Here is a 24,846-nt window from a genome sequence, read left to right as displayed (position 1 = left end):
CTTATGAAAATAAGAAGAAAGATGTCAATAATATTAGGAATGATGTTAAGTTTTATAATTGTGTTTGCATCAATTCCAGCTTTAAGGGTAAAAGCTAATGATTCAATTATAGATAAAACAAGAAAAGGGTCAATAACAATTCATAAATATTTAATGAAGGAAATGCCAGTAGATGGTAAAGAAGCAACAGGAGAAGTATTGGCAGACACTGATATACCAAGTGGAGCTATTCCTTTAGGAGGAGTAACATTTGATATATATAAAGTTGCAGATGGAACAAAAGATACTACTGTTCCAGAAGGAGCTAAACCAATAATAAAAGTTACTACAGCAGATGGAAGTAATGGTACTAAAGGAGTTGCTGTAGCTTCTGATCTTGAACTTGGCACTTATCTTGTTGTTGAGGAGGATAATAGTCAGGTAACTCAAAAATGTGCAAACTTTATAGTTAATGTGCCTATGACAGATAAAGACGGGAGTAAGTGGATATATGATGTGCATGTCTATCCAAAGAATGCAACTAATGAGACTCCTGTTATACACAAATCTGTAACTAAAGAAGGAAATCAGCATGATTCAGCAGATATAAACAAAGATGTTACATGGATAATAGAACCATCTATTCCTAAAACAATAGCTGATTATAAGAAGTACGAGATTACAGATAAAATAGATTCAAGGTTAACTTATTCAGGAAACTTATCTGTTTCTGTAAAGGATAACGAATCAATTAATCTATTAAAAACAACAGATTATGAAGTAACAGAACCTTCAGAAAAAGATAATGTATTGAAAGTTGTATTTACAACTAGTGGATTAAAGAAACTTTCGGCAGTACCAGGTGGAAGTGTGAAGATTACTTTTACAACTAAAATAAACAGTACTGCTGTAATGGGAGCAGAAATTCCTAACCAAGCTACTCTTAGCTATACTAATGAATTTAATGAAGCAGGAGAGACTCAATCTGATAAGCCAGAAGTTCATACAGGTGGAGTAGAGTTGTTAAAAGATGATGCTGATACAAAAGCAGTATTAAAAGGTGCAGAATTTAAGATATATAGAAGTGAAAAAGACGCAATTGATGGTACTAATGCTATAAAGAATCCTGAAAATGAAAAAGAAGACTGGGTAGCTGTAAGTGGAGAAGATGGAATAGCCAAATTTTACGGATTAAAGTATGGCACAATAGGACAGGCAGTAAATGAGGGAGCAACAGACTACTGGATAGTTGAAGTTAAGGCTCCTAAGGATGAGAAGGGTAAAGCTTATACATTATTATCAAAACCATTAAAAGTAACTATAAACGCTAAGAGTCATACTGAAAAAATAGAAGTTGAAAACAGTAAGTTCTTCCTGCCTATAACAGGAGGTATGGGTGTTGTGGTATTTACAGCATCAGGTATACTGTTAATGATTGCAGCAGTATTCTTATTTATAAGATCAAACAGAAAACAAAATGTAAGATAGTATGAAATTCATTTAATTAATAAAGAAAATTAAGCTGCTGAATAAGTAAGCATCTTTAGTCAGTATATATATATATATATTATCACTATAAATTTGCAATAGATATATCTTATTACAGCAGCTTTTATTTTTATAAATAATTTTGAGATTGTTAGGTGTTTTTATGAAGAATATAGTTGTAAAAATAAGTATAGTACTTTTATTTATATTAGGTCTTGGAATTGCACTATACCCAATAGTAAGCAGTCAAATTGCAGAATATCGTCAGAATAAAAGTATAAATACATATAATGATACAATTAAAAAATATAAGAAAAATGATATAAACAATTTGTTTAAAGAGGCTGAAAAGTATAATCAAAGCAGGAGTGCCTGCACAGATATCTTATATAATACTTCATCATCAGAAAGCCATATAAATCATAAAAATTATTATGATATTTTAAATTTTGAAAACGGAATAATGGGGTATATATCTATACCTAAAATTGACATCAATCTTCCAATATATCATGGAATAAGTGATTCGGTCTTAAGAAAAGGTGTTGGTCATATTAGCACAACTGCCTTTCCCATAAGTGGAATGGGATGTCATAGTGTATTAAGTGGGCATACAGGGCTGCCTTCAGCTAGGCTTTTTACAGATCTTGATAGACTTAAAATTAATGATTATTTTTATATAAAAATACTGAATAAAACTTTTAAGTATAAAGTTGATAAAATAAGTGTAGTAAGTCCTACAGATACAAGAGAACTTATACCCGTAAAAAATAAGAATTACGTTACACTTGTTACATGTACACCATATAGTATAAATACAAACAGGCTACTTGTAAGAGGGATATTTGTTGAAAATGATGATAAACAACCAGTAGTTAAAAGAGAAGAGAAAACTTTTTTGTATTGCTGTATCTGCAGCGTAGGAATTGCAATTGAGGTGATTTTTCTGGTAAAGATTAAGAGATATAGAATGAAAATGAAAAGATAAATATGAAGAATTAGTGCCTATAGAAAGAAGATATTAGAGTATTCTGTCTGTAGGCCTTTTTTGTTATTCTGAAATAATTTGAATAAGTCACAGGTCATAGGTCGCAAGTATAATATTTTATTAGCTTAAGTAGATTATATAATAAGTTACTATAGTGCAAGTTTACTGCAAATTAGCGTTTATTTTATTATTGATAAGCATATTTTGTAGCATTATAATAATATTAAAGTAAGTAAAAACGTTTAAATTATCATGATAATAATACAAAAGTAATAAATGTATAGCATTTGTGCTATTATAGTAACTTTTATAAGGTGGTGTAAATATGAATTTAAGTGCAATTTATCATGAATCAAAAGATAATTATTGTTATCCATTAAACGAAAACGAATTAGTTATTAACATAAAGACAGGCTATGATGTTGACAGAGTGATATTGTATTATGGAGATCCTTTTAAAGGTGGAATCATGGGAGGGGATTATGTAGCGGAGACTTACAGAATAGAAGTTGCTGAATGTAAGAAGCTTCAATATCATAAGTTTTGGAGTGTTATAGTAAAACCTGAGTTTAAGAGATGTAAATATTATTTTGAACTTATAGCAGGAAGTGAGCATGTATTCTATATTGAAGGGGGTTTTATGACTGAAGATGAATTTAAAAGTCATAGAGGAATGAGACAGGATTTCTTCTTCCCGTGGATGAATAAAGCTGATGTGAATTTTGTTCCTAACTGGGTTAAAAGTACTATATGGTATCAGATATTCCCTGATAGATTCTGTAATGGAGATGAGACTATAAATCCTGAAAATGTTAAGGAATGGGCATTGCCAAATCAATCAGTAAAGAATTCAGAATGCTATGGTGGTGATCTTCAAGGGATAATTAATAAACTTGATTATTTGAAGGAACTTGGTATAACAGGTATATATATGACTCCAATAAACGTAAGCAAGTCAAATCATAAGTACGATACTACAGATTATTATAAAATAGATACAAATTTTGGTGACAAACAAACTATGCAGAAGCTTGTTTCTGAGGCACATAAAAGAAACATACGTATAATGCTAGATGGAGTATTCAATCACTGTGGAGAAGATTTTCCTGTATGGCAGGATGTTGTAAAGAATGGTCCAAAGTCTAAATACTTTAATTGGTTTATGATTAATGAGTGGCCATTTAATAAAGGATATAATGCTATGGAGGGTAAGTATTATACATTTGCGTTTGAAGATTATATGCCAAAGCTTAATACAAATAATCCAGAGGTTATAAATTATCTTCTTGATGTATGTACTTACTGGGTAAATGAGTATGATATTGATGCATTAAGACTTGATGTGGCTAATGAAATATCACATGAATTTTGTAAAAAACTTAAGGAAAGAATGTTATCATTAAAAAGTGATTTCTATATAGTGGGAGAGATATGGCATAACTCAATGAAGTGGCTTAGAGGTGATGAATTTGATTCTGTTATGAATTATCCTCTTAAGGAGAGCATAGATGATTTCTGGCTTAATAAGAATACAACAAGAGATGATTTTGAACATAGTATCAACAGATGCTATTCTATGTATATGAAACAGACTAATGATGTTCTTTTTAATCTTCTTGATTCACATGACACAATAAGGCTTGTCACAGAGCTTGGAGATATAGATAAGTTTTATCAGCAGATGGCCGTATTATTTACTATGCCGGGTACTACATGCATATTCTATGGAACAGAAGTTGCACTGGAAGGAAAACATGATCCTGACTGCAGAAGATGTATGCCATGGAATGAAATAAAGAATGGCGATTATAATGATAGAATTGAGATTATGAAGACACTTATTAGGTTAAGAAAAGAAAAGAATGCATTTAGAAGTAGTAACATATGTTTTACAAAGCATACTGATAATGAACGAATATTATCATATATTAAGAAAGATGATAAAGGTGAAGATATAGAAGTTATTTTGAATTGTTCTGATGAAGATATAATTATTAATAAGACATGTGAAGTTATTTTTTCAAGGTTATATGATGGCAAAGTCCTTAAACAGAATGGATTTATTATTATAAAAAGATAATTTTTTGGAGGTATAGTATGTTACATGACGAATATATGAATTTTAAAGAAAATACAAAGCATGGGGATGCGCTGCTGCCATTTGTAAAATACTATACTGCAATTCCTGAGATACTTACATCATTTCCAATGCACTGGCATGATGAAATAGAACTGATCTATATTCATGAAGGTAAGCTTAAGCTGAATATAGATCTTGAAAGTGTCCTGGCGGAAGAGGGCGATCTTGTTGTGATAAAGCCATGTTCACTTCACTCATTTTCTCAGTATGAGGATTATCCAATGAAAGCTACATCATTATTATTTAATATGGATATGATTAAGAGCGTTACAGTGGACACATGCTCTGCAAAGTATTTAATACCATTTAATGATGGCAAGTTTACATGTCCCAAATATATTCGAGCAGGTATGGATGGCTATACTGAAATCATGGATTCTTTTAATAATCTTGTGAAAATTTATAAAAATAAAGATGAATTTTTTGAACTTAGATTAAAGTCTGAACTTTTTAATTTCATTTATTATCTTTTTAAATATCAGTGTGAGAAAAAGTCGGTACAGTCAAGTTATAAAGAAGAAGCAACTAAGAATATAAAAATTGTACTTGATTATATAAGAGAAAATTATGATAAAGTAATTGAAATAAGTGAACTTTCTGCTTTAGTTAATTTCAGTAGTCACTATTTTATGAGGTTTTTTAAAGAAAACATGGGAGTTACATGCGTGGAATATATGAATGATTACAGACTTAATGTAGCAACTAGTCTTCTTACAAAAACAAATATGTCAATTAATGGAGTGGCGGAGAAGGTTGGCGTACCAAACGTATCATATTTTAACAGGATGTTTAAAAAGAAGTACAACATGACGCCAAGAGAATACAAGAAGTATCAGAACATTAATAACTAAATTAATAAAGAGGATACAAGTGGAATTAATTTTCTTGGTTCAGGAAATTATCACTACATGACTTATCTCTTAATGCAAAAGGTGTACAAACCATTTACGCTTGTCCTGTTTGACCACCATACAGATATGATGAATTCATTGTTTGGGAATCTTATGTCATGTGGCTGCTGGGTCAAACGTGCACTTGATGAAAATAAGATGCTCAAAAAAGTGATTATTATAGGTGTTGAGAAAAAACTTATCGATAATATAGATGAAAAGTATAGAAACAGAGTATTTTGTTATAGCGAGGAAGACATTAAGCATAATATACTATGGACAAGCTTTTTAAAAGATAAAATAGATAAGCCTATATATATATCAATCGATAAGGACGTTATAGGTAAAGATGAAGCTAAAACTAACTGGCAGCAGGGGATTTTAACGCTTGAAGAATTAAGAGAGATATTTGACTTTCTCGTTGATAACGGAGAGGTTATATCTGTAGATGTATGTGGTGAATCTTCATCTCGTGATGAAATAGTAGAGAACTTTTACAGTGACAGCATAATAAATAGTGAAGCAAATAAAGAAATTATTGAAATGGTAGAAGAAGAGAGTATTGTAAACTAAAAATATAAAAGAAAATGAAATAGAATATGCAATAAAATATAAATTATAGGGGGATAATTATTATGAAAATAGTAGCTTTTGAAGTAAGAAATGATGAACTTAATGAATTTGAATTAATGAAGAATAAATATGGACTTACCATAAAAACAATCCCTGATGTATTAACAGCAGAAAATATTAAAGAAGTTGATGGATATGATGCAATATCTATACTTGGGAGAAGCATAATGAAAAAAGAGATGCTTGATCTCTTAAAGAATAAAAACATAAAATATATAGCTACAAGAACTATTGGATGTGATCATATTGATCTTGAATATGCTGAAAGAATAGGAATTAAAGTGTGCAATTCAAGGTATGAGCCTAATGGTGTAGCAGATTTTACTGTAATGCTTATGTTGCTTACTATTAGAAAGTATAAACCTGTTTTGTGGAGACAGAATGTTAATGATTATTCTCTTTCAGGACTTATGGGTAAAGAAATGAGAAATTTAACAGTTGGAATTATGGGTACTGGAAGAATAGGTGCAATGGTCATAAAGGAGTTATCAGGTTTTGGGTGTGAAATTCTAGCATATGATATTTATCATGATAAAGAAGTTGAAAAGTTTGCAAAATATGTGGATATTGATACGTTATATAAAAGATGCGATATGATATCTATACATATGCCTTTGCTGGTAAGTACAAGAAATATTATAAATGATGATGCAATTTCTAAAATGAAAGACGGAGTTATTTTAATCAATTCAGCAAGAGCCGAATTGATGGATATGCAGGCTATTATTAAGAATGTTGAAAGTGAGAAAATAGGTGCTGTTGGACTTGATGTTTTTGAAAATGAAGAATTTATTTATCATATAAACAGAAAAACAGATATTATAAAAAATAGAGATATGGCATATTTAAGACAGTTTCCTAATGTAGTTATGACGCCTCATATGGCGTTTTATACAGACTTAGGGATAAAAGGTATGGTAGATTGCGCAATAGAAGGAATATTAAAATTCAAGGAATTGGAGAGAAAGGGTAAACTTTAATATATAATTCTGATAAAAGTGAACGTTGTAAGCTAAGATAAGAGATAAGAACGAAGAGAGTAGAGAAAAGGATGAAACTCCCTGGAGGAGTTTCAAAATAAGAGGACAAATTCCTCTTAAAAACTCTTTATAGCTTATTGATAAAGAGGTATGTAGGTAAAACCTCCATAAAAATTAAGAGATTTATAAGCAAGCGAATAAATTTCATCCTGTTCTCTTAGTTCTACTCTCATATCTCTAATTTTCTACAAATTCTAATTTATCAAGAGAGTAAAGAATTATTAATGATAGGAGAAGTATATATGAAAATAAGAGAGATAAATATTACTGATATAGAAAATATAAAGATAGGTAATGCTGAAGATTATGAAAATGCAACAGGATGCACAGTTATAATTTGTGAGAAGGGTGCACCTACTGGTGTTGATGTTAGAGGGGGAGGTCCTGCATCACGTGAGACTGAACTGCTTAATCCTGTTGCAGCTAATAATGGTATTCATGCTCTTTTATTAAGTGGTGGAAGTGCATTTGGACTTGATGCGGCTGCAGGTATTATGGAGTATCTTGAAAATAAAAATGTAGGTTTTCCTGTTGGTGAGATAGTTGTTCCAATTGTATGTGCATCATGTATTTTTGATTTGAATCTTGTTAATCACAAAGTAAGGCCTAATAAAGAGATGGGATATAAAGCATGTCTTAACTCAGAAAATAGTAACTTTAAAAATGGGAATTATGGAGCAGGTACTGGAGCAACAGTTGGTAAGTTCCATGGCGGTGAATATATGATGAAATCTGGAATAGGCAGCTATGCAGTTCAGATTGGTGATTTAAAAGTAGGTGCAGTTGTTGTAGTAAATGCACTTGGAGATATATATGATTACGAGAATAATAAAAAGATTGCTGGACTTCTTAACAACACTAAAGATGGATTTTTAGATACAGAAGAAGAATTTTATAAATCATATTCAGGAATGGATAACTTATTCACTGGTAATACAACAATAGGTACTATAATAACTAATGGGAAATTTACAAAGACAGAAATGAACAAAATAGCTGCTATGGCGCAGAACGGGCTTGTAAGGTCAATTCGTCCAGTACATACATCTGCTGATGGAGATAGTGTTTATGCTATGTCTGTTGGAGATGTGAAAGGCGATGTCAATGTGACTGGAACTTTAGCAGCAACTGTTATGGCAGAAGCAATAAAGAGAGCAGTGATGGATGCTGAACCTATGTATGGTTTAAAAGCAGCCAAGAATTTTTTATGAATTAATTAGATTGTTTAAGGGGATGGGATTTTGATTATTGATACACATGTTCATTTTGGAGAAATATTAAATTTTAGAATGCCTGAAGAAATGTTCTTAGAGTCGATGAGAAAATATAAAATAGATTTTTATATTTACAAAAACATCAATAAAAAATAATCAGGGATTATCTAAAAATGGAGTGAAATAGTTGGATGTTAATATTGATTATTTTGCTCCATTTTTAATTGCATTGAAATAGAAAAAAGAACTTAATGTAAGGCTTTGCGAACAAGATTATAAATTAATGAATAAAAGGTTAAATTTATTAGATGAATGAAAAAAATAGTAAATAGTGTTAATATATTTAGTATCAACACTATTTTTGCAAGAGGAGATATTTCTATGGATATAATTAGAAAAATTGAAAATGAACACTTATCTGTAAAAGTATCAGACCACGGAGCTGAGCTTTGCAGCATATTTGATAAGAAGAATAACAGAGAAGTAATATGGCAGGCAGATCCTGAATACTGGAAGAGACATGCACCAATACTTTTCCCTAATGTAGGAAAACAGTTTGAAAATAAATATACATTTGAAGGAAGGACTTATGAAACTAAGCAGCATGGTTTTGCCAGAGATACTGATTTCGTATGTGTAAAAGCAGAAGGAAACGAAATTATTCATGAATTAAAATCAAATGAAGAAACTAAGAAAGTATATCCTTTTGATTTTACACTTAGAGTAACTCATACTTTAAATAATAAGACAGTAAAAGTAACATGGGATGTAATCAACGATGGCAATAAAGACATGTTCTTTACAATAGGAGCACATCCGGCATTCAACGTTCCAGCAGAACAGGGCACAGTAAGATCTGACTATAAATTACTATTTGAAGGAAAAGATAAACTTGAGTATATGCTGTTAAATCCTCAGTATGGCACTGCAGAAACTGCAGAGAAGTTTGAAATAAAGCTTCAAGATCATAAGTACACTATAGAAGATGACATGTTTGATAAAGATGCATTAGTATTTGATGACACACAGATTGAAAAAGCAGCAATACTTATGAAAGATGGCGGTAAGTATGTTGAAATGATATGCGAAGGATTCCCTAGCTTTGGAATATGGTCAAACCATCAATCACCATTTGTATGCTTAGAACCATGGATGGGAAGATGCGACGATACAGGCTTCAATAAAGACTTGAGTGAAAAGAAGAACATAAATAAAGTAAAAGAAAATGAAAGGTTTAATAAGTCATACACTATAACAATATACTAATAAATCAATCATCAATCATCAATTGATCATTAATATTTTGGGGTCTATTATGGGGAAAAAGATAATAATTGATTTTTTTAAAGGGGCCGTCTCAGAATGATTGAAAAATCATTCTGAGTATGGCTTATTTTTTTGAATATTTTTATTCTATGCATTAATTTTTATGTAATTTGTGGGTAAAAATATATTTTTAAACACAACAAATAAAAGGTCTTACGGCCTTTTCCATAATTTTGTTTTATTACATAAATTACGATACTTGCTGCTTATGAAGCAGCTGTCCGTTTCTGTTCTGCATAGTTTTGTTGTGAAGTTTATTAATGTCAAATCCAAAAGCCATCAACAAAATTTCAATAAAAACATTCTTTTTACCTCTCATTAGAAAGCGTCTAAAATTTGCATCTTGTTTTATTATTCCAAAAGCACCTTCAACTTGTATTGATCTATTGATTCTATACAGAATTCCTAAATCAGTTTTTATATTCTCAAATGTAAGCTGATCTGATCTTTCACTAGTTATATTAACACCTGTAATATATTCAGCTTCTACTCTTATAGTCACATTATAACCAGGCTTTAATTGTCCATTCTTCATATGATCTTCTTTCATATGCATGAAAGTTGCATCGTGATCAGTTTTGGAAAAACTATTTCGACCATCGAAGATATCATTATAATCATCATATAATGTCTGTTTTCTTATAAATTCACCTAAAGCTTCAGTATATTTTTGAAGCTTACTTTTTCTTCTTCCTTTGCCACATACAAATGTTATATTATCTCTTTTTATAATTGGCTTAATATAATCAAATAAAAAATTTTTAACGTATGAAACCATGATTTTATCTTCAGGAATAACAATATCAAAATTAAAATCTGATTTCATTGATTCAAGAGTAGTTCTTGTTTTTTCTTGAAGTTTTGCCTCAAATTTTTTAATAGCTTTTTCCCATACAAAAGTGTATCGGTTAGCATTAGCTTCAATTTTTGTACCATCTACAAAAACATTTTCAAATTTTATCTCATTCAATTGAGCTAATTTATTTACTAATTGATTAAACAAATCTTCGATACAGTCTGATAATCTTGAACTTCTAAATCTAGCAATGGTATTATGATCCGGAGCCTTCTGCCCCTGCAGAAGCCAACGAAAGTTAATATCACGATTACATGATTTTTATAGTCCTCTGCTTGAATATATTCCTTCCATATATCCATATACTAATATTCTAAATAAAGATTCAGGGGCAATTGCTGGATTTCTACCTTGAAAACTAAGATAAAAAATAATTTCATGAAGATGAAGAGGATAGTTGGAAAGATTAACGGATTCATGTCAGTGTCTATAGCACTTTTAATATGGTACGGTATGGGTAAGATACATAATGGTGAATTGAGTATTGGGGTACTCTATGCTTTTACAACTTATATAAAGCAGTTCTTTGAACCGATAGGTGACCTTTCAGAAGATTACGGAACAATTCAGTCAGCACTCGTTTCTGCAGATAGGATTTTTGAAATAGTTGATCAGAAGGAAAATGTCGAAGATCTTGATGCTGGAAGACATATTGAAAGATTTCACGGCAGTGTGGAGTTTAAGCATGTATGGTTTGCATATAAGGGAGAAGAATGGATACTTAAAGATATTTCTTTCAAAATCAATGATGGTGATATGTGCGCATTTGTAGGAGAAACAGGTGCAGGTAAAAGTACCATCATAAGTCTTATCAGTGGTTTTTACAAGGTTCAGAGAGGAGAGATACTGATCGATGGAGTTAATATTGATGATATATGCAGAAGAGATTTGAGAACAAATGTTTCAGTAGTACTGCAGGATGTTTTCTTATTTTCAGGTACAGTCAGAGATAATATAGTTCTTAATGATGAGATTGATGAAGAGACACTAAATAATTCTATTGAGATCTCTCAGGTTAAGAATATAATTAGTAATTTTAAAGATGGAATATATGAAAAAGTTGTAGAGGGTGGCAATACATTTTCAGCAGGGCAGAAACAGCTTATTTCTTTTGCACGAGCCATAGCGCATGATCCATCAATATTTGTGCTTGATGAAGCAACAGCTACTGAAACTGAAATACTTATTCAGAAGGCTATAAAGAGCATAACAGATAACGTAACAACAATAGTAATTGCCCACAGGCTTTCAACAATAAAGGATGCAGACAAAATCATCGTCTTAAAAGATGGAGGAATAATTGAACAGGGAAGCCACAAAGAGCTTATGAAAAGACAAGGCTATTACAGTAGTCTTGTTATGACAGTACAATAGAAGATTATTTCTAAATCATGCTGTCTTGTTGACAAAAAATTTAAATTGTGGTATATAAAAGTTATGGTTGGCACTCACTTCAAAAGAGTGCTAACAAAAAACTGCTTTTAGAAAGTAATGTATGTTAAAAGCGGTAAGTTATTTTGTATTTATTGAAAGGAGAAGTTATATATGGAAACTAAACAGTTTAAAGCAGAGTCTAAAAGACTTTTAGATTTAATGATTAATTCAATTTATACTCATAGAGAAATATTCTTAAGAGAACTTATCTCTAATGCAAGTGATGCTATTGATAAGATATATTATAAGTCACTTACAGATGATTCTTTAACATTTGATAAGGATAATTACTATATAAGAGTTGATTTTGATAAGGATAAGAGAATCATCAAGATTACTGATACTGGTATCGGTATGAATAAGGATGAACTTGAAGAAAACCTTGGTGTTATTGCTAAGAGTGGTTCGCTTCAATTTAAGAAAGACAACGAGTCTCAGGATAATCATGATATCATCGGACAATTTGGTGTTGGATTCTATTCTGCATTCTTAGTAGCTAAAAAGGTTACTGTTATCAGTAAGGCTTTAGGTAGTGACAAGGCATATAAGTGGGAATCTTGTGGAGCTGAAGGATATACTATTGAGGAAACTGAAAAAGATTCAGTTGGAACAGAAATAATTCTTACTGTTAAGGATAATACAGAAGAAGAAAATTATGATGAATATCTTGGCGAATACAGATTAAAAGAAATAATTAAGAAATATTCTGATTTCATCAGATATCCAATTAAGATGGAGTGTACTGAAAGAAAACTTAAGGAAGGTAGTAAGGATGAATATGAAGACTACAAAGAACTTAAGACTATAAACAGTATGGTTCCAATCTGGAGAAAGAATAAGAATGAATTAAAAGATGAAGATTACGATAACTTCTATGCTGATAAGCATTATGGATTTGATAAGCCATTAAGTCATGTTCATATAAGTGTTGATGGTATGGTAAGCTATAATGCAATATTATACATCCCAGAACAGACACCATATGATTTCTATACTAAGGAATACAAGAAAGGTCTTGAATTATACTCTAATGGTGTAATGATCATGAATAAGTGTGAAGAGCTTCTTCCTGATTACTTCAGCTTTGTCAAAGGTATTGTTGATTCTCAGGATCTATCTCTTAACATTTCAAGAGAAATTCTTCAGCATGACAGACAGCTTAAACTTATTGCTAAGAACATAAAGAGCAAGATCAAGAGCGAACTTGAAAGAATGCTTAAGAATGACAGAGACAAGTATGAAAAGTTCTACAAAGCATTTGGCAGAAATTTAAAGTACGGAATATACAGCGAGTATGGTTCAAACAGAGATGTGCTTGAAGATTTATTAATGTTCTATTCATCAAAGGAAGATAAGCTTGTTACTTTAGCTGAATATCTTGAAAGAATGAAGGAAGACCAGAAATATATTTACTATGCTGCTGGTGAATCTCTTGATAGACTTAAGAAGCTTCCTCAGACAGAAATGCTTCTTGATAAGGGATATGAAATTCTTTATTTCACTGAAGATATCGATGAATTTGCTATCAAGATGCTTATGAAGTACAAAGAAAAAGAATTTAAGTCAGTTTCAAGTAATGACCTTGGAATAGAAAAAGAAGAAGATAAAGATTTATCAGAAGAAGATAAGAAAGAAAATGATAAATTATTTGAAGAAATGAAGAATGTGCTTGGCGACAAAGTCAAAGCAGTAAGAGCATCAAAGAGATTAAAGAACTATCCAGTATGCCTTGCTAACGATGGAGAATTAAGTATAGAAATGGAAAAGGTATTAAATGCGATGCCTAATAATCCAAATGTAAAAGCAGAAAGAGTTCTTGAAGTAAATATGAATCATGATGTATTTAACGCATTAAAGAATTCATATGAAAATGATAAAGAAAAGTTTGGATTATATACAAACTTACTATACAATCAGGCTCTATTAATTGAAGGATTATCAGTTGGAGATCCACTAGAGTTCACAAATGATATCTGCAAGATAATGAAGTAATAATTAATGAATTCTTAAAGCAAGGCAGGAGCGGTATGTTCCTTTAAAAGAATACAATTAGCCTATGCTCAGAGAATTAAATAAAAGAGGAAGCAGCAATTTAATTTTGCTGCTTCCTTTTGTTTGTATAGGAATATAAAAAGCTGAAGCTTCCAGGCTGTGTTAAAAGTCCCTTTTCAATATAATCTGCTAATGCTTTCATCTTTGTATGTATCTGTTCATCTGACCAGCTGAAAATACCTTTATCTAATAAGAATGAGAAAACTGATAATATAAATTCAGCATATTCTTCTGGATACTCACAGATAAATAAGTTCTCTATCAAATGAATGGGAAAAAATAAAACTATGAATTATAATATATTTGTGAATTTTAAATAGAGAGAAACATTATTTAATTAGGAGGATGAGAGATGGATAAACAAAAGTTTTATACTAATAAAAGAAATATTATAATACTCGCTGTTATTTGCTGTATGCTTTGGGGAAGTGCATATCCAGCAGTTAAATGGGGGTATGAGTTTTTTAATATTAAAGCAGATGATATAGCATCAAAATTTATTTTTGCTGGCTATAGATTTGCACTTGCAGGGATTATAGTTCTGATATATCAAATAATATTAAATAAAAATATTTTTGATTTTAAGTTACAAGAGTATAAACAGATGTTTATGCTTGGAATTGTGAATACAACAATACAATATATATTTTTTTATGTAGGACTTTCTTATACAACAGGTGTAAGAGGTTCCATAATTAATGGAACAGGAACTTTTATGAGTATCATTCTGGCACATTTCATTTATAATAATGACAAGATAAGCTTCAATAAGGTAATTGGATGTATCATTGGGTTTTCAGGTGTAGTCCTTGTAAATTTAAATGGTGCTGGAGCTTTGAATGGTGCATTTAATATTATGGGAGAAGGATTTATATTAGTATCTACATGTGCATTTGCAGTAGGTTCAATCTATAGTAAACATATAACTCAAAAGATGGATGCTTCTATAGTAACTGGTTATCAGTTACTAATAGGAGGGGTGCTTTTAACTGTGCTTGGATATGCTTTCGGAGGAAAGCTTGTAGGATTTAATTTTAAATCTACGACATTGCTTATTTATATGGCATTGTTATCAAGTGTAGCTTTTGTAATATGGACACAGCTTTTTAAATTCAATAAGGTTGGGAAAATTGCTGTATTTAACTTTTTAGTGCCTGTTTTCGGAACACTTCTAAGTGGGATATTTCTTAAAGAAAATATATTTGATTTCAAAATATTAATAGCACTTATATTAGTTTGTACAGGAATTTACCTTGTTAATAGAACAAAAGAAAGTGAATAAATATATTATTGACTGCCAGAGAATAAGTAGGTTTTTTAAAACAAAAAATCATATCTGTTGCTATTATATTAGAAGGTGCAATGATTATGCTTGGTGTAGAAGATAAAGAAAAGTATGAAGTTGAAATTGAAAAGTTGTATGAGAAACTAATTGATAGCAATGATATAGAAGTAAGTGATAGTGCTAAGACTATGCTTATCTCAAAGTATACACAGAGAAATAAATTTGAAAAAGCACAAAGTCTAATAAATGTTTTATCTTCAATTAATGAGCATAAAAATGAATATCAGGCTGAATTAGATTTTAATCAAGGAAAAGTTGATGAAGCTTGTAGACTTATTGAAATACAAATTAATAGAACACTTATGTGGTTGTTTGTTAATTTATCAAACATTCTTAAATATAGCTTGGAGAATAGTGATGAAAAAACTGCAGAATATTATAAGAATCTTATAGTTAAGACTGTAAATCTTTATGATATGCCAGATCATATGGCTTACATGACTGAAGCGGAATTTTATGCGGATCATAAGGATGAAGAGAGAACATTAGAGTCAATAAGAAAAGTAATACAGTCATTACCCAAGATGAGAAAAACATATGATTCAGTTCTATGTAAGCATATATATAAAGATTTTCATATGGATGATAAAAAGAAAAAGCATTTTTCAAATATGATTAAACAGTTAAAAAAGACAATAGTTAATGCATTGAAAGATGATGAAAAATTCTTCTTTATTAATGATAATGAAGAGTTTAAAAAATTAGTTAAAGAATATGAAGTTTAATAGAATATTAAAATGAAAAAGAATCAGCAAGTCTCTGATTCTTTTTTAATACTTATTTAAGTAGCGTTTAAGAACTGAAAGATATTAATTAGATAAAATTTTATAGTTCTTCTATTTGTTCATTATTTTTGTAAAGTAGAGTAAGGCTATCTGGAAGATTTTTTACTATTTCATAAGCTACAAGCATAGTAATTATTTTATCAGGAACATCTATTATAAATTCATCAACAAATGATGAAATCCATTCAGGAATATGGTTTGCCATCATTACTGTAAAGACACCATCTCCCCATACGTTGCCAGTTGTTCCTGCCCAAAAAATAATATTTAAAGGTGTAGATACAACAGCGGCTATTACTGCAACTAAAAGGCCAGCAAATATAACTTTTGGAATTGAAGATAGCTTATTCTTACGTGCTAAGATACCAATTGATGCACCAATAAATACACTTGTTAGTGCATAAGGCATGGACATTACATCTGTAAGACCATAAACGAGATTATTGATTGCTCCGCATATTGCACCGATTACTGGTCCAGCTAACATACTAGATATTGCAGTACCAATTGAACCAAGCCAAAGTGGAAGCTTCAAAGATTGAGCAAAGGCTTTTCCAATATAATTAATACCTACAGCAACTGGAATAAGTACTAAAGAAGCTGTATTAAGTTTGTTTTTTAATAAACTTTTATTCATTATATATCCCCCTAAAAAATATAAACATTGTCATAATTTTAACATGTAATACATAAAATACAAATCCTAAAAAGCCTAAAATAATAGAAATAACTCTTAAATACTCGTTATGACACACCTGATCATTATAAATAATCAAGTTTTTACCAAAACTTTGTTAAATTAATAACAATATATTTAGCTTGAGTTTTTATAGTTTAATATTAAGAAAAAATAATATATAAAATTTTTAAAAACAAAGCTTGAAAATATTGTTTAAAATTTAACAAACTTTTTTGGAAGAAAATTTTTTAAATTTCATTTTTAAATAAAAAATTATTCTTCTTTTATAAAAAATATAGCAATAGGGAAATATATATGATATAATTCTATTAAATGTTAATTAAGTAATACAAATGAACAAATGCAATATATTTTTAAAATAGAATATTGTTAAAAAAATAACAATAATATAAAATGTATTTTTATAAACTTAATAAACATAATTACATATTTACATATGATTTAGGGGGATTAAAAATGAATAAAAAAAGTATGTGGTCATTGAAGTTAAATACTGCATGTATAGTATTAATACCAGTAGCAATTGGAATTAATTACATTGGTAAGCTATTTGCGCAGACATTGAAGTTGCCTTTATGGCTTGATTCAATTGGAACAATACTATCAGCCATGCTTGCAGGACCGATAGTTGGAGGCCTTTGCGGAGCAATAAATAATGTAATATATGGTTTACAGGATCCTATGTCATTTGTATATGCAATAACTAGTGTTGCAATAGGTATTACAACTGGTATATTAGCATATAAAGGAATGTTTAAAACTATTGGCAGAACATTAATTTCTGCATTAATAATTGCATTAGTGGCAATCGTTATTTCAACTCCACTTAATATTTATGCTTGGGGTGGACAAACTGGTAATGTATGGGGGGATGCTGTTTTTGCATCACTTATGGCTAAAAAAGCTCCTTTATGGATTGCATCATTCGCAGATGAACTAGTTGTTGATGTTTTTGATAAAATAGTAGTTGTTGTGATATCATTTGTAATATTTAAGGGACTTCCAAAGAAATTAACTATGTTATATCAAAATAATAATCAAATTGAAGAAATATAGATAACACAAGATAAAACAGGAGGCTTTTATGAACAGCATTAGTTTGTACGAAGAAAAAGATACATTTACCCATAAGATAAGTCCTATGAATAAATTATTGTATATTGTGACTGCAATTTTAGTTCCATGTGTTGTACCGGTTGAATACGCAGTCGTTGTTTCAATTATATATAGTTTTATTCTACTTATCATTGGCAAAGTATTAAAGAAGGTTGTGCCTATTTTCGGAATAAGTGCTTTGGTAATGATTACAATCATTTTGATACAGAGCTTTTTCAAGCAGGATAATAAAACTGTACTTTTTTATGTGGGATCTTTAGGATTTTATAAAGAAGGATTAATTTATGCTGTAAAGTTATGCTTAAGGATTATTAACATAATAAGTTGTTTTTCTGTACTTATATTAACAACAAAGCCTTCTGATCTTGTTGAAGAACTTGTTAAAAGAGGTATGTCTCCAAGAATTGGTTATGTATTAACTTCAGTTCTACAAATAATTCCACAGATGAGTTCAAGTATGGGAACTATAATGGATGCACAACGCTCAAGAGGAATGGAAACAGAAGGAAAGCTTTCAGTTAGAATAAAAGCCTTTTTTCCATTGATATCTCCAGTAGTTATGGATTCACTTATAAGTACAAGAGAGAGAACTATGGCACTTGAAATTAGAGGCTTTACTTCAAATAAGAAAAAAACATTCTTAAATGAAATTGAATACCCTAAATATAATAAAATATTTACATATACGTTATTGATTTTAATGATTGTATCGATAGTATGGAGGATTATATTATGAAGAAAATAGTAGCGGAAAATTTTAAATATAGATATCCTCTTACAAAAGAGTTAGCATTAAACGATATTTCTTTTGAAATTGAAAAAGGTGAATTTATAGGTGTTATAGGGAAAAATGGTGCAGGTAAATCTACTTTATGTCAAGCACTTATTGGACTTGTTCCACAATTTTATAAAGGTGCATGTGGAGGAAAAATACTTGTAGATGGATTAGATACAAGAACTACAAAGATATCTGAAATGTCATCAAAAGTTGGACTCGTTTTTCAAAATCCATTTACTCAAGTTAGTGGGGCCAAGCTTACAGTATATGAAGAAGTTGGTTTTGGTCTTGAGAATAATGGTGTTCCAAGAGATGCAATGAAGAAAAGAATTGATTATGCATTAAAGCTTCTTGATATTTATGAATATAAGGATAAAAATCCATTTGAGCTTTCAGGAGGGCAGATGCAGCGTATGGCAATAGCAAGTGTTATAGCAATGAAGCCAGAAGTCATTGTTCTTGATGAACCGACATCACAACTTGATCCTCAGGGAAGTGAGGAAGTGTTTAAGGCTGTACAAACTCTAAGCAAACAAGGAATGACTGTTATCATGGTTGAACATAAGATTGAAAAGATTGCAAAGTATTCTGACAGGGTAATGTTTATGGACGAAGGTTCAATTATTGATTTCGATACTCCTGAAAAGATTTTTTCACGTGATGATATTGAATCAAGGGGAGCAGCACTGCCTGCATTCACGAAGATATGCAGAAAGCTTGGAATAAAAAATCAAGAAACTGGACTATATCCGGTAACACTTGAAGATGCATATGACTTGGTGGTGAAAAACAATGGATAAAATAGTTGTAAAAAATCTTTGCTTCAAATATAAAGAAAATAAAGAAGAAACATTAAGTGATATTAACTTAATGTTTGATAATAGAAGTACTGCAATAATAGGGCAAAATGGAGCTGGAAAGACAACATTTGTAAAATTACTTAAAGGTCTTTTAAAACAAAATAGTGGTGAAATTATTGTATGTGGTAAAGATACAAAAGATTCTACTGCGGCTGAACTTGCAAAATACATAGGGCTTGTATTTCAAAATCCTAATGATCAGATATTCAAAAGTAAAGTAATTGATGAGGTTATGTTTGGACCATTAAATATAGGTATGAGTAGTGAAACAGCAAGGAAGAATTCCGTTGAAGCTCTAAAAATACTTGGTCTCGATAATTTAATAGATGAGAATCCGTATGATTTAGGATTATCAGAAAGAAAATTAATAACTATAGCATCAATAGTTGCTATGGATACAGATATAATAATTTTTGATGAGCCTACAATAGCTCAGGATTTTGCAGGTAAAGAAAAAATAAAAAGATTGATTAAGGAATTAAGAAATAAAGGAAAAACTGTACTTACAATAATTCATGATATGGATTTTGTAGCTGAAGTATTTGAAAGAACTATAGTATTTAATAAAGGTAGAGTTATTCTAGATGGAAATACTAAAGATGTGTATTCAAATGAAGAGATATTAAAAAAAGCATATCTTGAATTGCCACATGTTACACAGCTTTGCAGACAGCTTGGATATAATGAAACATTCTTAACAGTTGATGATTTTGTAGAGTTTTATAAGAATAATTAGTATATGGAAATAAGACAGAAGAGAAATTTTTCTGTCTTATTTTTATATGGTGATAAATAATATATGTTCATAATTTTATTTAATTAATGATGCATATTATTAAAAAGTAGTATAATAAGAAAATGTAAGTATTAAGATATATTTATTGATATATTAAGGCAATGTGGAGGTCCTATGATAGAGAAAGTTACAGAAGCAATAAAGAATGATAAGAATATACAAAGGATGTTAGCAGAATATATAATTGATTTTATTAAAAAATATAATGACCTTAATAGAAAACAGAAGGATAGCGTACTATTTTCTAAAGATTCTATATTTAGAAAGTGGCTTTACTCGGCAGTTAGTTCTGATACTTATTTAAATCCTAATTTCCTTGTTAATCAGCTTGCTCAAGAAAAAGTACCTGGGAAATATGCGGTAAGCCCACATGTTAATATTGAAGAATATAGAGGAAAATTAAGAAGTAGTATTTCATATATCTTTTATTCAATAGAAAAACATCCAGTACTTGATGACTTAGATAAGCTTATGGATTTTGCTGATCCAACAATAATAGTACGTGAAAATAATAAATATTTAATAGATAACGGAGAAAAACTTTTAGAAAAGATTAATTTTAGAAGTGCATATTATCTTGAATATCTTATGTATATAGCAACATCAATGAAATTTCTTGTGCAGATGAAGTCTATAGGATGTACCTGCTTTAAAATAGGTGACCAGTATGATGAATTCATGAAACTGAGCAATAAGGAAAAACTTTTAAAGGTAATAGATACAAGTATCAATTTCTCATTTAACAATTTAAATGACAGCGAAGTATTTATTGAAGATTTTGATAGAAAAAGAATTCTTTCATTAATAGATAACAATATTAATTTTGATAATTATATTGAAAATATTGATGGTTTAGAGGATGAAATTCTTGATGCCATTCTAGAGCAATATCCAGGTGAAGAAAATGAGAATATAAAAATGGCAGCTCAAACTGGAGCACAGCTTTATTATAGAGTTTTTATAGATATGTATTTTACAAGTGTGTTTGGCTATTATTTGGGACTAATAAGTCCTAATAAAAGCAATATATTTATCATGAAGCAGGTATTTAATGAGTTTGCAGAAGATGAGGATCCTAATGATAGATTAAGAATTATTTTTGAATGTGATGATCTCCATGACTTAACACCATTTGGTGAGGAGATAATTAGTCAACTTAAACCACATCAGAATAAACGATTCTTTAAGCATATAAAATCATCTGAATTTTCTACTATATTGGAAAGTGCTGAAAAAGAAAAGAAACTTGATGAAAAGATGTATGATATTTTAGAAAGTAATAATGGTACTGGCAATGAGGAGTTTATAAACAGTCATCTTAATAAATTTGCAGAGTATCTCTTAAAAGATAAGATACTTAAGCAGAGTACAGTAGAGTCACATATTTCAAATGTCTATATGTTCCTGAATTTTTATGTTAAATGCAAGAATAAAAATGATTTACAAAAGATTGATGATAAACTGGTTGATAATTATATGAGGGAGTTTTATATTCCGATAGCAGCATCGAGCAAAACAGATACAAAAAATGAATTAGTGTCTATCGGTAGATATGCTGAGTTTTTATATAAAACTTCTATTATAGATGGCGAAGATATAAAAGCTATTAAGAAAGTAGTAAAAAACAAAATTTACTATGAGGAAATATTTGTAGAGCTAAATAACAATTAAATATATGTATTGTTATTGAGTAAAAACATAAAGCAAGGAAGTTATGGTGTCCTTGCTTTATGTTTTTAACATTTGATCTTAAATCTAATATATTAATCATGAGTTAATTGGTGATTTTCGGCATACTCCTTGAAGTATAGGTCTTCCTTTAACATATGATCAAAAATCCAACTGTATATGTTGTTTAGTAAAGTGCGCATTTCATCATAATTTTCATTATTAATGTTTTTGAAGCTTATATTAGTTATCTGGTTCTGGAAAATTTTATGGTATTCCCTGTGATGTTCAATATCAGGGTAATCTATTTGCTCCATTAAGCTTTCCTCTGTATAAAAGTGGAAAGTAACGTAATCTCTTAAATCAACAAGTAGTTTCAAAGCATCATCTTTTTTACTTACACCATCAGGAATTTGTAAGAGCAGTTCAAACTCTCTGCCCAGCTTAAATAGTAACTTATGCTGCTCATCGATTATATTTATGCCTGTACAAAAACTTTGATCCCAAGAAAACATAAAAAGCACCTCCTGAATGATTTTTTAGTAATTCAATTATACTATACAGTCCAAAAAAACTTCAATAAAGACTATATAATAAATTAAAAAAACTGAGTAGAAATTATTACTTTATTTGTCAAAAGTGCGAAAATTGAATATAATATATGAGAGACTAATTTGCTAAAATGGTATTGACGTACATAAAAAAAGAAACTATTCTTAAAGAGGCAAATATGAAGGATAATTAGTACAGTTAATTAAAGGAGTGGTTATTAATGGACTCGCATCCCAAGCAGTACGCAAAATTAAAAATTGAATATGTTAAGGATAGAGGGTTTCATTAATATTTTTTTATAAATAGGATGGCAGCCCTTTAATCTGAAGGAGGGCTACTATGAAAACAAACATGACTAGGAATGAATTAAAAGTGTTCTTATTACATGCACCACAGGATAAGGTTCTAGAGTACCTTGAAAATGCTCATCCAGTAGATATACTTGATATCTTAAAGGAGGATGAAAAGAATGATTGTTTAGACATACTTAACAGACTTCCTGAAAACTTTATTGCTGAAATAATTGATGAAGCAGAAGATGAAGATAAGTATAAGATACTTATGAGCTTTTCAGATAATAAGCAGAAAAATATCCTGCAAGAAATGTCTTCGGATGAAGTTACAGATTTGCTTGGAATTCTTGAGAAGGATCAGGCAGACAGAATTCTGCAGAAGATGACTACTGACGATGCAAGAAATGTCAGAAGACTTCTAAGTTATGAGCCAGATACTGCAGCCGGTATTATGGCGACTGAATTTGTAGCTATCAAAGGAGATATGACAGTAGAGCAGACTCTTAAATATCTTCAGAAAACTGGTGAAGATATTGAGAATATCGATGACTTATATGTTGTCGATAAGTTTGACAAGCTTATAGGTGTTGTAGCATTGAAAGATTTAGTAGTAAAAAGTTTTGATACACATATTATGGACATAATTAATCCTAATGTTATGCCAATACCGAGTAATATGGATCAGGAGGAAGTTGGACATAAGTTCGAAAAATATGGTTCTTTAACTATGCCAGTTGTTGATAATTTCAGCAGACTTTTAGGTATAGTAACTGTTGATGATGTTATGCAGATTTTGAGAGATGAAAGTACTGAGGATATCCATCGTCTTGGTGGTGTTGATGAAGGCGAAAAAATCAGCGGCACAACTATGGAATCAGTAAGAAGCAGACTTCCATGGCTTGTTGTGAATCTTTTTACTGCAATATTAGCTTCTGCAGTTGTAGGAGTGTTTCAGGGAACAATAGAGAAGGTTGTAGCACTTGCAACTCTTATGCCGATAGTTACAGGCATGGGTGGTAATGCTGGAACACAGACACTGACAGTAATAGTTCGTGGACTAGCACTTGACGAATTGAATTATGAAAATGAAAAAAGAGTATTATTTAAGGAAGTAGGAATAGGAACAGTTACAGGTGTTGTAATTGGCTTAATCATAGGAATAATGAGCTTTATATGGCAGGGTAATGCAATGCTTGGAGTTGTAATGGCACTTGCTATGATATTAAACATGGTTGTAGCAACAGTTACAGGTTATCTTGTTCCATTGATATTAAAGAAGTTAAAGGCAGATCCAGCACTTGCTTCTTCAATATTTGTAACAACATTTACAGACTGCTGTGGATTCTTCTTTTTCCTAGGACTTGCAACAGTATTTATGAGATTCCTTATTTAAATAAAAGCTTCCACTAGGTTTTAGTGATGAATAAAACCTGGTGGGAGTTTTTTGTTTTAGATTTAAGAAAAATGTCTATAAAAGCTTGAGAATATAAGGAAATCACCTTTTTAGATATCCTGTTTATAAGATGCTTTTTAGTCATTAAATAATTTTAATGAAGTTGATAAATTGCAATAACAAATTGAACTAATTTTATTTTTCCATTTGAACCCTTGAACTTTTAAGCTGCATAGATTTCATCGAGGTACTTTTCAAAAAGCTCCTCTGGAGTTCGGTAGTCTAAGATTTTACGTGGAAGAGTGTTCATCCATTCTTCAATAAACCCTATGTTATCAACACTATAATCAGATATACGCTTTCCCTTGGGGATAAATCGACGTATTAGCCCATTATGACGCTCATTTGTGCCTTTTTCAAATGATGAATAAGGATGTGTGTAGGACGCTCTGAGATGCTTTTACCAAGTATCTTCTTATGCTTTTTCACAACTGTATGTTTGGTGCTTCTACGAAGCTTT

Annotated in this window: 22 protein-coding genes and 2 pseudogenes; 19 read left to right on the top strand and 5 right to left on the bottom strand. The window is 30.3% G+C overall.

Annotated features, from left to right (window positions below; genetic code table 11):
• Positions 1-3: 3 nt before the first annotated feature.
• From FYJ33_RS13705 to FYJ33_RS13670, 9 genes are all read left to right on the top strand, one after another.
• Complete coding sequence (locus FYJ33_RS13705; protein ID WP_206046703.1) at positions 4-1,467, top strand: SpaH/EbpB family LPXTG-anchored major pilin; 1,464 nt, start codon at positions 4-6, stop codon at positions 1,465-1,467.
• Between the two features lie 163 nt (positions 1,468-1,630).
• Positions 1,631-2,455, top strand: a complete 825-nt coding sequence (locus tag FYJ33_RS13700; RefSeq protein WP_154532275.1) for a class C sortase — start codon at positions 1,631-1,633, stop codon at positions 2,453-2,455.
• Between the two features lie 325 nt (positions 2,456-2,780).
• Positions 2,781-4,535: a glycoside hydrolase family 13 protein gene (locus FYJ33_RS13695; RefSeq protein WP_154532274.1), complete on the top strand. Its 1,755-nt coding sequence runs from the start codon at positions 2,781-2,783 to the stop codon at positions 4,533-4,535.
• Between the two features lie 17 nt (positions 4,536-4,552).
• Positions 4,553-5,446 (top strand): AraC family transcriptional regulator, encoded by an 894-nt coding sequence (locus FYJ33_RS13690; RefSeq protein ID WP_154532273.1) that lies wholly within the window; start codon positions 4,553-4,555, stop codon positions 5,444-5,446.
• Between the two features lie 81 nt (positions 5,447-5,527).
• Complete coding sequence (locus tag FYJ33_RS13685; protein WP_206046702.1) at positions 5,528-6,058, top strand: arginase family protein; 531 nt, start codon at positions 5,528-5,530, stop codon at positions 6,056-6,058.
• Positions 6,059-6,120: 62 nt separating this feature from the next.
• Positions 6,121-7,098 (top strand): D-isomer specific 2-hydroxyacid dehydrogenase family protein, encoded by a 978-nt coding sequence (locus FYJ33_RS13680; RefSeq protein WP_154532271.1) that lies wholly within the window; start codon positions 6,121-6,123, stop codon positions 7,096-7,098.
• Positions 7,099-7,406: 308 nt separating this feature from the next.
• Positions 7,407-8,369 carry a P1 family peptidase gene (locus tag FYJ33_RS13675; RefSeq protein ID WP_328598709.1) on the top strand — a complete coding sequence of 321 codons (963 nt, stop codon included), beginning with the start codon at positions 7,407-7,409 and terminating at the stop codon, positions 8,367-8,369.
• A gap of 30 nt (positions 8,370-8,399) precedes the next feature.
• Complete coding sequence (locus FYJ33_RS16725) at positions 8,400-8,528, top strand: hypothetical protein (RefSeq protein WP_268891468.1); 129 nt, start codon at positions 8,400-8,402, stop codon at positions 8,526-8,528.
• A gap of 225 nt (positions 8,529-8,753) precedes the next feature.
• Positions 8,754-9,638 carry an aldose 1-epimerase family protein gene (locus FYJ33_RS13670; RefSeq protein WP_154532269.1) on the top strand — a complete coding sequence of 295 codons (885 nt, stop codon included), beginning with the start codon at positions 8,754-8,756 and terminating at the stop codon, positions 9,636-9,638.
• A 250-nt stretch (positions 9,639-9,888) separates the two neighbouring features.
• Here FYJ33_RS13670 and FYJ33_RS17155 read toward each other — a convergent pair.
• Positions 9,889-10,905 (bottom strand): annotated as a pseudogene (locus FYJ33_RS17155) (transposase); the annotation flags it as partial.
• Here FYJ33_RS17155 and FYJ33_RS13655 point away from each other — a divergent pair.
• Positions 10,906-11,928: an ABC transporter ATP-binding protein gene (locus FYJ33_RS13655; protein WP_235900861.1), complete on the top strand. Its 1,023-nt coding sequence runs from the start codon at positions 10,906-10,908 to the stop codon at positions 11,926-11,928. It begins immediately after the preceding pseudogene.
• A 171-nt stretch (positions 11,929-12,099) separates the two neighbouring features.
• Positions 12,100-13,980, top strand: coding sequence for a molecular chaperone HtpG (gene htpG / locus FYJ33_RS13650; RefSeq protein ID WP_154532268.1), 1,881 nt, complete (start codon positions 12,100-12,102; stop codon positions 13,978-13,980).
• A gap of 100 nt (positions 13,981-14,080) precedes the next feature.
• Here the strand turns inward: htpG and FYJ33_RS13645 are convergent, their stop codons facing one another.
• Entirely contained in the window at positions 14,081-14,305 is a 225-nt protein-coding gene (locus FYJ33_RS13645) for a hypothetical protein (protein WP_154532267.1), read from the bottom strand.
• An 87-nt stretch (positions 14,306-14,392) separates the two neighbouring features.
• Here FYJ33_RS13645 and FYJ33_RS13640 point away from each other — a divergent pair, with 87 nt between their 5' ends.
• Together FYJ33_RS13640 and FYJ33_RS13635 are read left to right on the top strand one after the other, a co-directional pair.
• A complete protein-coding gene (locus tag FYJ33_RS13640) occupies positions 14,393-15,322 on the top strand; it encodes a DMT family transporter (protein WP_154532266.1) in 930 nt (309 codons plus the stop codon).
• An 86-nt stretch (positions 15,323-15,408) separates the two neighbouring features.
• Positions 15,409-16,110 (top strand): tetratricopeptide repeat protein, encoded by a 702-nt coding sequence (locus tag FYJ33_RS13635; protein ID WP_154532265.1) that lies wholly within the window; start codon positions 15,409-15,411, stop codon positions 16,108-16,110.
• Between the two features lie 100 nt (positions 16,111-16,210).
• Here FYJ33_RS13635 and FYJ33_RS13630 read toward each other — a convergent pair whose 3' ends face one another.
• Positions 16,211-16,807 carry an ECF transporter S component gene (locus FYJ33_RS13630; RefSeq protein WP_154532264.1) on the bottom strand — a complete coding sequence of 199 codons (597 nt, stop codon included), beginning with the start codon at positions 16,805-16,807 and terminating at the stop codon, positions 16,211-16,213.
• Positions 16,808-17,326: 519 nt separating this feature from the next.
• Here FYJ33_RS13630 and FYJ33_RS13625 point away from each other — a divergent pair.
• From FYJ33_RS13625 to FYJ33_RS13605, 5 genes are all read left to right on the top strand, one after another.
• Complete coding sequence (locus tag FYJ33_RS13625) at positions 17,327-17,926, top strand: ECF transporter S component (RefSeq protein WP_154532263.1); 600 nt, start codon at positions 17,327-17,329, stop codon at positions 17,924-17,926.
• A gap of 28 nt (positions 17,927-17,954) precedes the next feature.
• Positions 17,955-18,722: an energy-coupling factor transporter transmembrane component T family protein gene (locus FYJ33_RS13620; RefSeq protein ID WP_154532262.1), complete on the top strand. Its 768-nt coding sequence runs from the start codon at positions 17,955-17,957 to the stop codon at positions 18,720-18,722.
• Complete coding sequence (locus tag FYJ33_RS13615) at positions 18,719-19,564, top strand: energy-coupling factor ABC transporter ATP-binding protein (RefSeq protein WP_154532261.1); 846 nt, start codon at positions 18,719-18,721, stop codon at positions 19,562-19,564. Before FYJ33_RS13620 ends, FYJ33_RS13615 begins: the two co-directional genes overlap by 4 nt.
• Positions 19,557-20,360: an energy-coupling factor ABC transporter ATP-binding protein gene (locus tag FYJ33_RS13610; protein ID WP_154532260.1), complete on the top strand. Its 804-nt coding sequence runs from the start codon at positions 19,557-19,559 to the stop codon at positions 20,358-20,360. The genes FYJ33_RS13615 and FYJ33_RS13610 overlap by 8 nt, the downstream gene beginning before the upstream one ends.
• A gap of 174 nt (positions 20,361-20,534) precedes the next feature.
• Positions 20,535-22,091: a hypothetical protein gene (locus tag FYJ33_RS13605; protein ID WP_154532259.1), complete on the top strand. Its 1,557-nt coding sequence runs from the start codon at positions 20,535-20,537 to the stop codon at positions 22,089-22,091.
• Positions 22,092-22,183: 92 nt separating this feature from the next.
• Here FYJ33_RS13605 and FYJ33_RS13600 read toward each other — a convergent pair whose 3' ends face one another.
• Entirely contained in the window at positions 22,184-22,603 is a 420-nt protein-coding gene (locus tag FYJ33_RS13600) for a bacteriohemerythrin (RefSeq protein WP_154532258.1), read from the bottom strand.
• Positions 22,604-22,979: 376 nt separating this feature from the next.
• On the opposite strand from FYJ33_RS13600, the gene mgtE reads away from it, so the two are divergent.
• Positions 22,980-24,326 (top strand): magnesium transporter, encoded by a 1,347-nt coding sequence (gene mgtE / locus FYJ33_RS13595; protein ID WP_154532257.1) that lies wholly within the window; start codon positions 22,980-22,982, stop codon positions 24,324-24,326.
• Between the two features lie 223 nt (positions 24,327-24,549).
• Here the strand turns inward: mgtE and FYJ33_RS13590 are convergent.
• A pseudogene (locus FYJ33_RS13590) lies at positions 24,550-24,768 on the bottom strand (transposase); the annotation flags it as partial.
• Positions 24,769-24,846 lie beyond the last annotated feature (78 nt).

Source organism: Inconstantimicrobium porci, assembly GCF_009696465.1.
Taxonomy (GTDB): domain Bacteria; phylum Bacillota; class Clostridia; order Clostridiales; family Clostridiaceae; genus Inconstantimicrobium; species Inconstantimicrobium porci.
Note: the sequence above shows the minus strand (reverse complement) of the source record. Positions and strands in the feature narration are given on the sequence as shown.

Bases quoted from the DNA above. Each gene is read 5' to 3' on its own strand.
- FYJ33_RS13705 (WP_206046703.1), top strand. From the start codon at position 4: ATGAAAATAAGAAGAAAGATGTCAATAATATTAGGAATGATGTTAAGT.
- FYJ33_RS13700 (WP_154532275.1), top strand. From the start codon at position 1,631: ATGAAGAATATAGTTGTAAAAATAAGTATAGTACTTTTATTTATATTA.
- FYJ33_RS13695 (WP_154532274.1), top strand. From the start codon at position 2,781: ATGAATTTAAGTGCAATTTATCATGAATCAAAAGATAATTATTGTTAT.
- FYJ33_RS13690 (WP_154532273.1), top strand. From the start codon at position 4,553: ATGTTACATGACGAATATATGAATTTTAAAGAAAATACAAAGCATGGG.
- FYJ33_RS13680 (WP_154532271.1), top strand. From the start codon at position 6,121: ATGAAAATAGTAGCTTTTGAAGTAAGAAATGATGAACTTAATGAATTT.
- FYJ33_RS13670 (WP_154532269.1), top strand. From the start codon at position 8,754: ATGGATATAATTAGAAAAATTGAAAATGAACACTTATCTGTAAAAGTA.
- htpG (WP_154532268.1), top strand. From the start codon at position 12,100: ATGGAAACTAAACAGTTTAAAGCAGAGTCTAAAAGACTTTTAGATTTA.
- FYJ33_RS13640 (WP_154532266.1), top strand. From the start codon at position 14,393: ATGGATAAACAAAAGTTTTATACTAATAAAAGAAATATTATAATACTC.
- FYJ33_RS13635 (WP_154532265.1), top strand. From the start codon at position 15,409: ATGCTTGGTGTAGAAGATAAAGAAAAGTATGAAGTTGAAATTGAAAAG.
- FYJ33_RS13630 (WP_154532264.1), bottom strand. From the start codon at position 16,807: ATGAATAAAAGTTTATTAAAAAACAAACTTAATACAGCTTCTTTAGTA.
- FYJ33_RS13625 (WP_154532263.1), top strand. From the start codon at position 17,327: ATGAATAAAAAAAGTATGTGGTCATTGAAGTTAAATACTGCATGTATA.
- FYJ33_RS13620 (WP_154532262.1), top strand. From the start codon at position 17,955: ATGAACAGCATTAGTTTGTACGAAGAAAAAGATACATTTACCCATAAG.
- FYJ33_RS13615 (WP_154532261.1), top strand. From the start codon at position 18,719: ATGAAGAAAATAGTAGCGGAAAATTTTAAATATAGATATCCTCTTACA.
- FYJ33_RS13610 (WP_154532260.1), top strand. From the start codon at position 19,557: ATGGATAAAATAGTTGTAAAAAATCTTTGCTTCAAATATAAAGAAAAT.
- FYJ33_RS13605 (WP_154532259.1), top strand. From the start codon at position 20,535: ATGATAGAGAAAGTTACAGAAGCAATAAAGAATGATAAGAATATACAA.
- FYJ33_RS13600 (WP_154532258.1), bottom strand. From the start codon at position 22,603: ATGTTTTCTTGGGATCAAAGTTTTTGTACAGGCATAAATATAATCGAT.
- mgtE (WP_154532257.1), top strand. From the start codon at position 22,980: ATGAAAACAAACATGACTAGGAATGAATTAAAAGTGTTCTTATTACAT.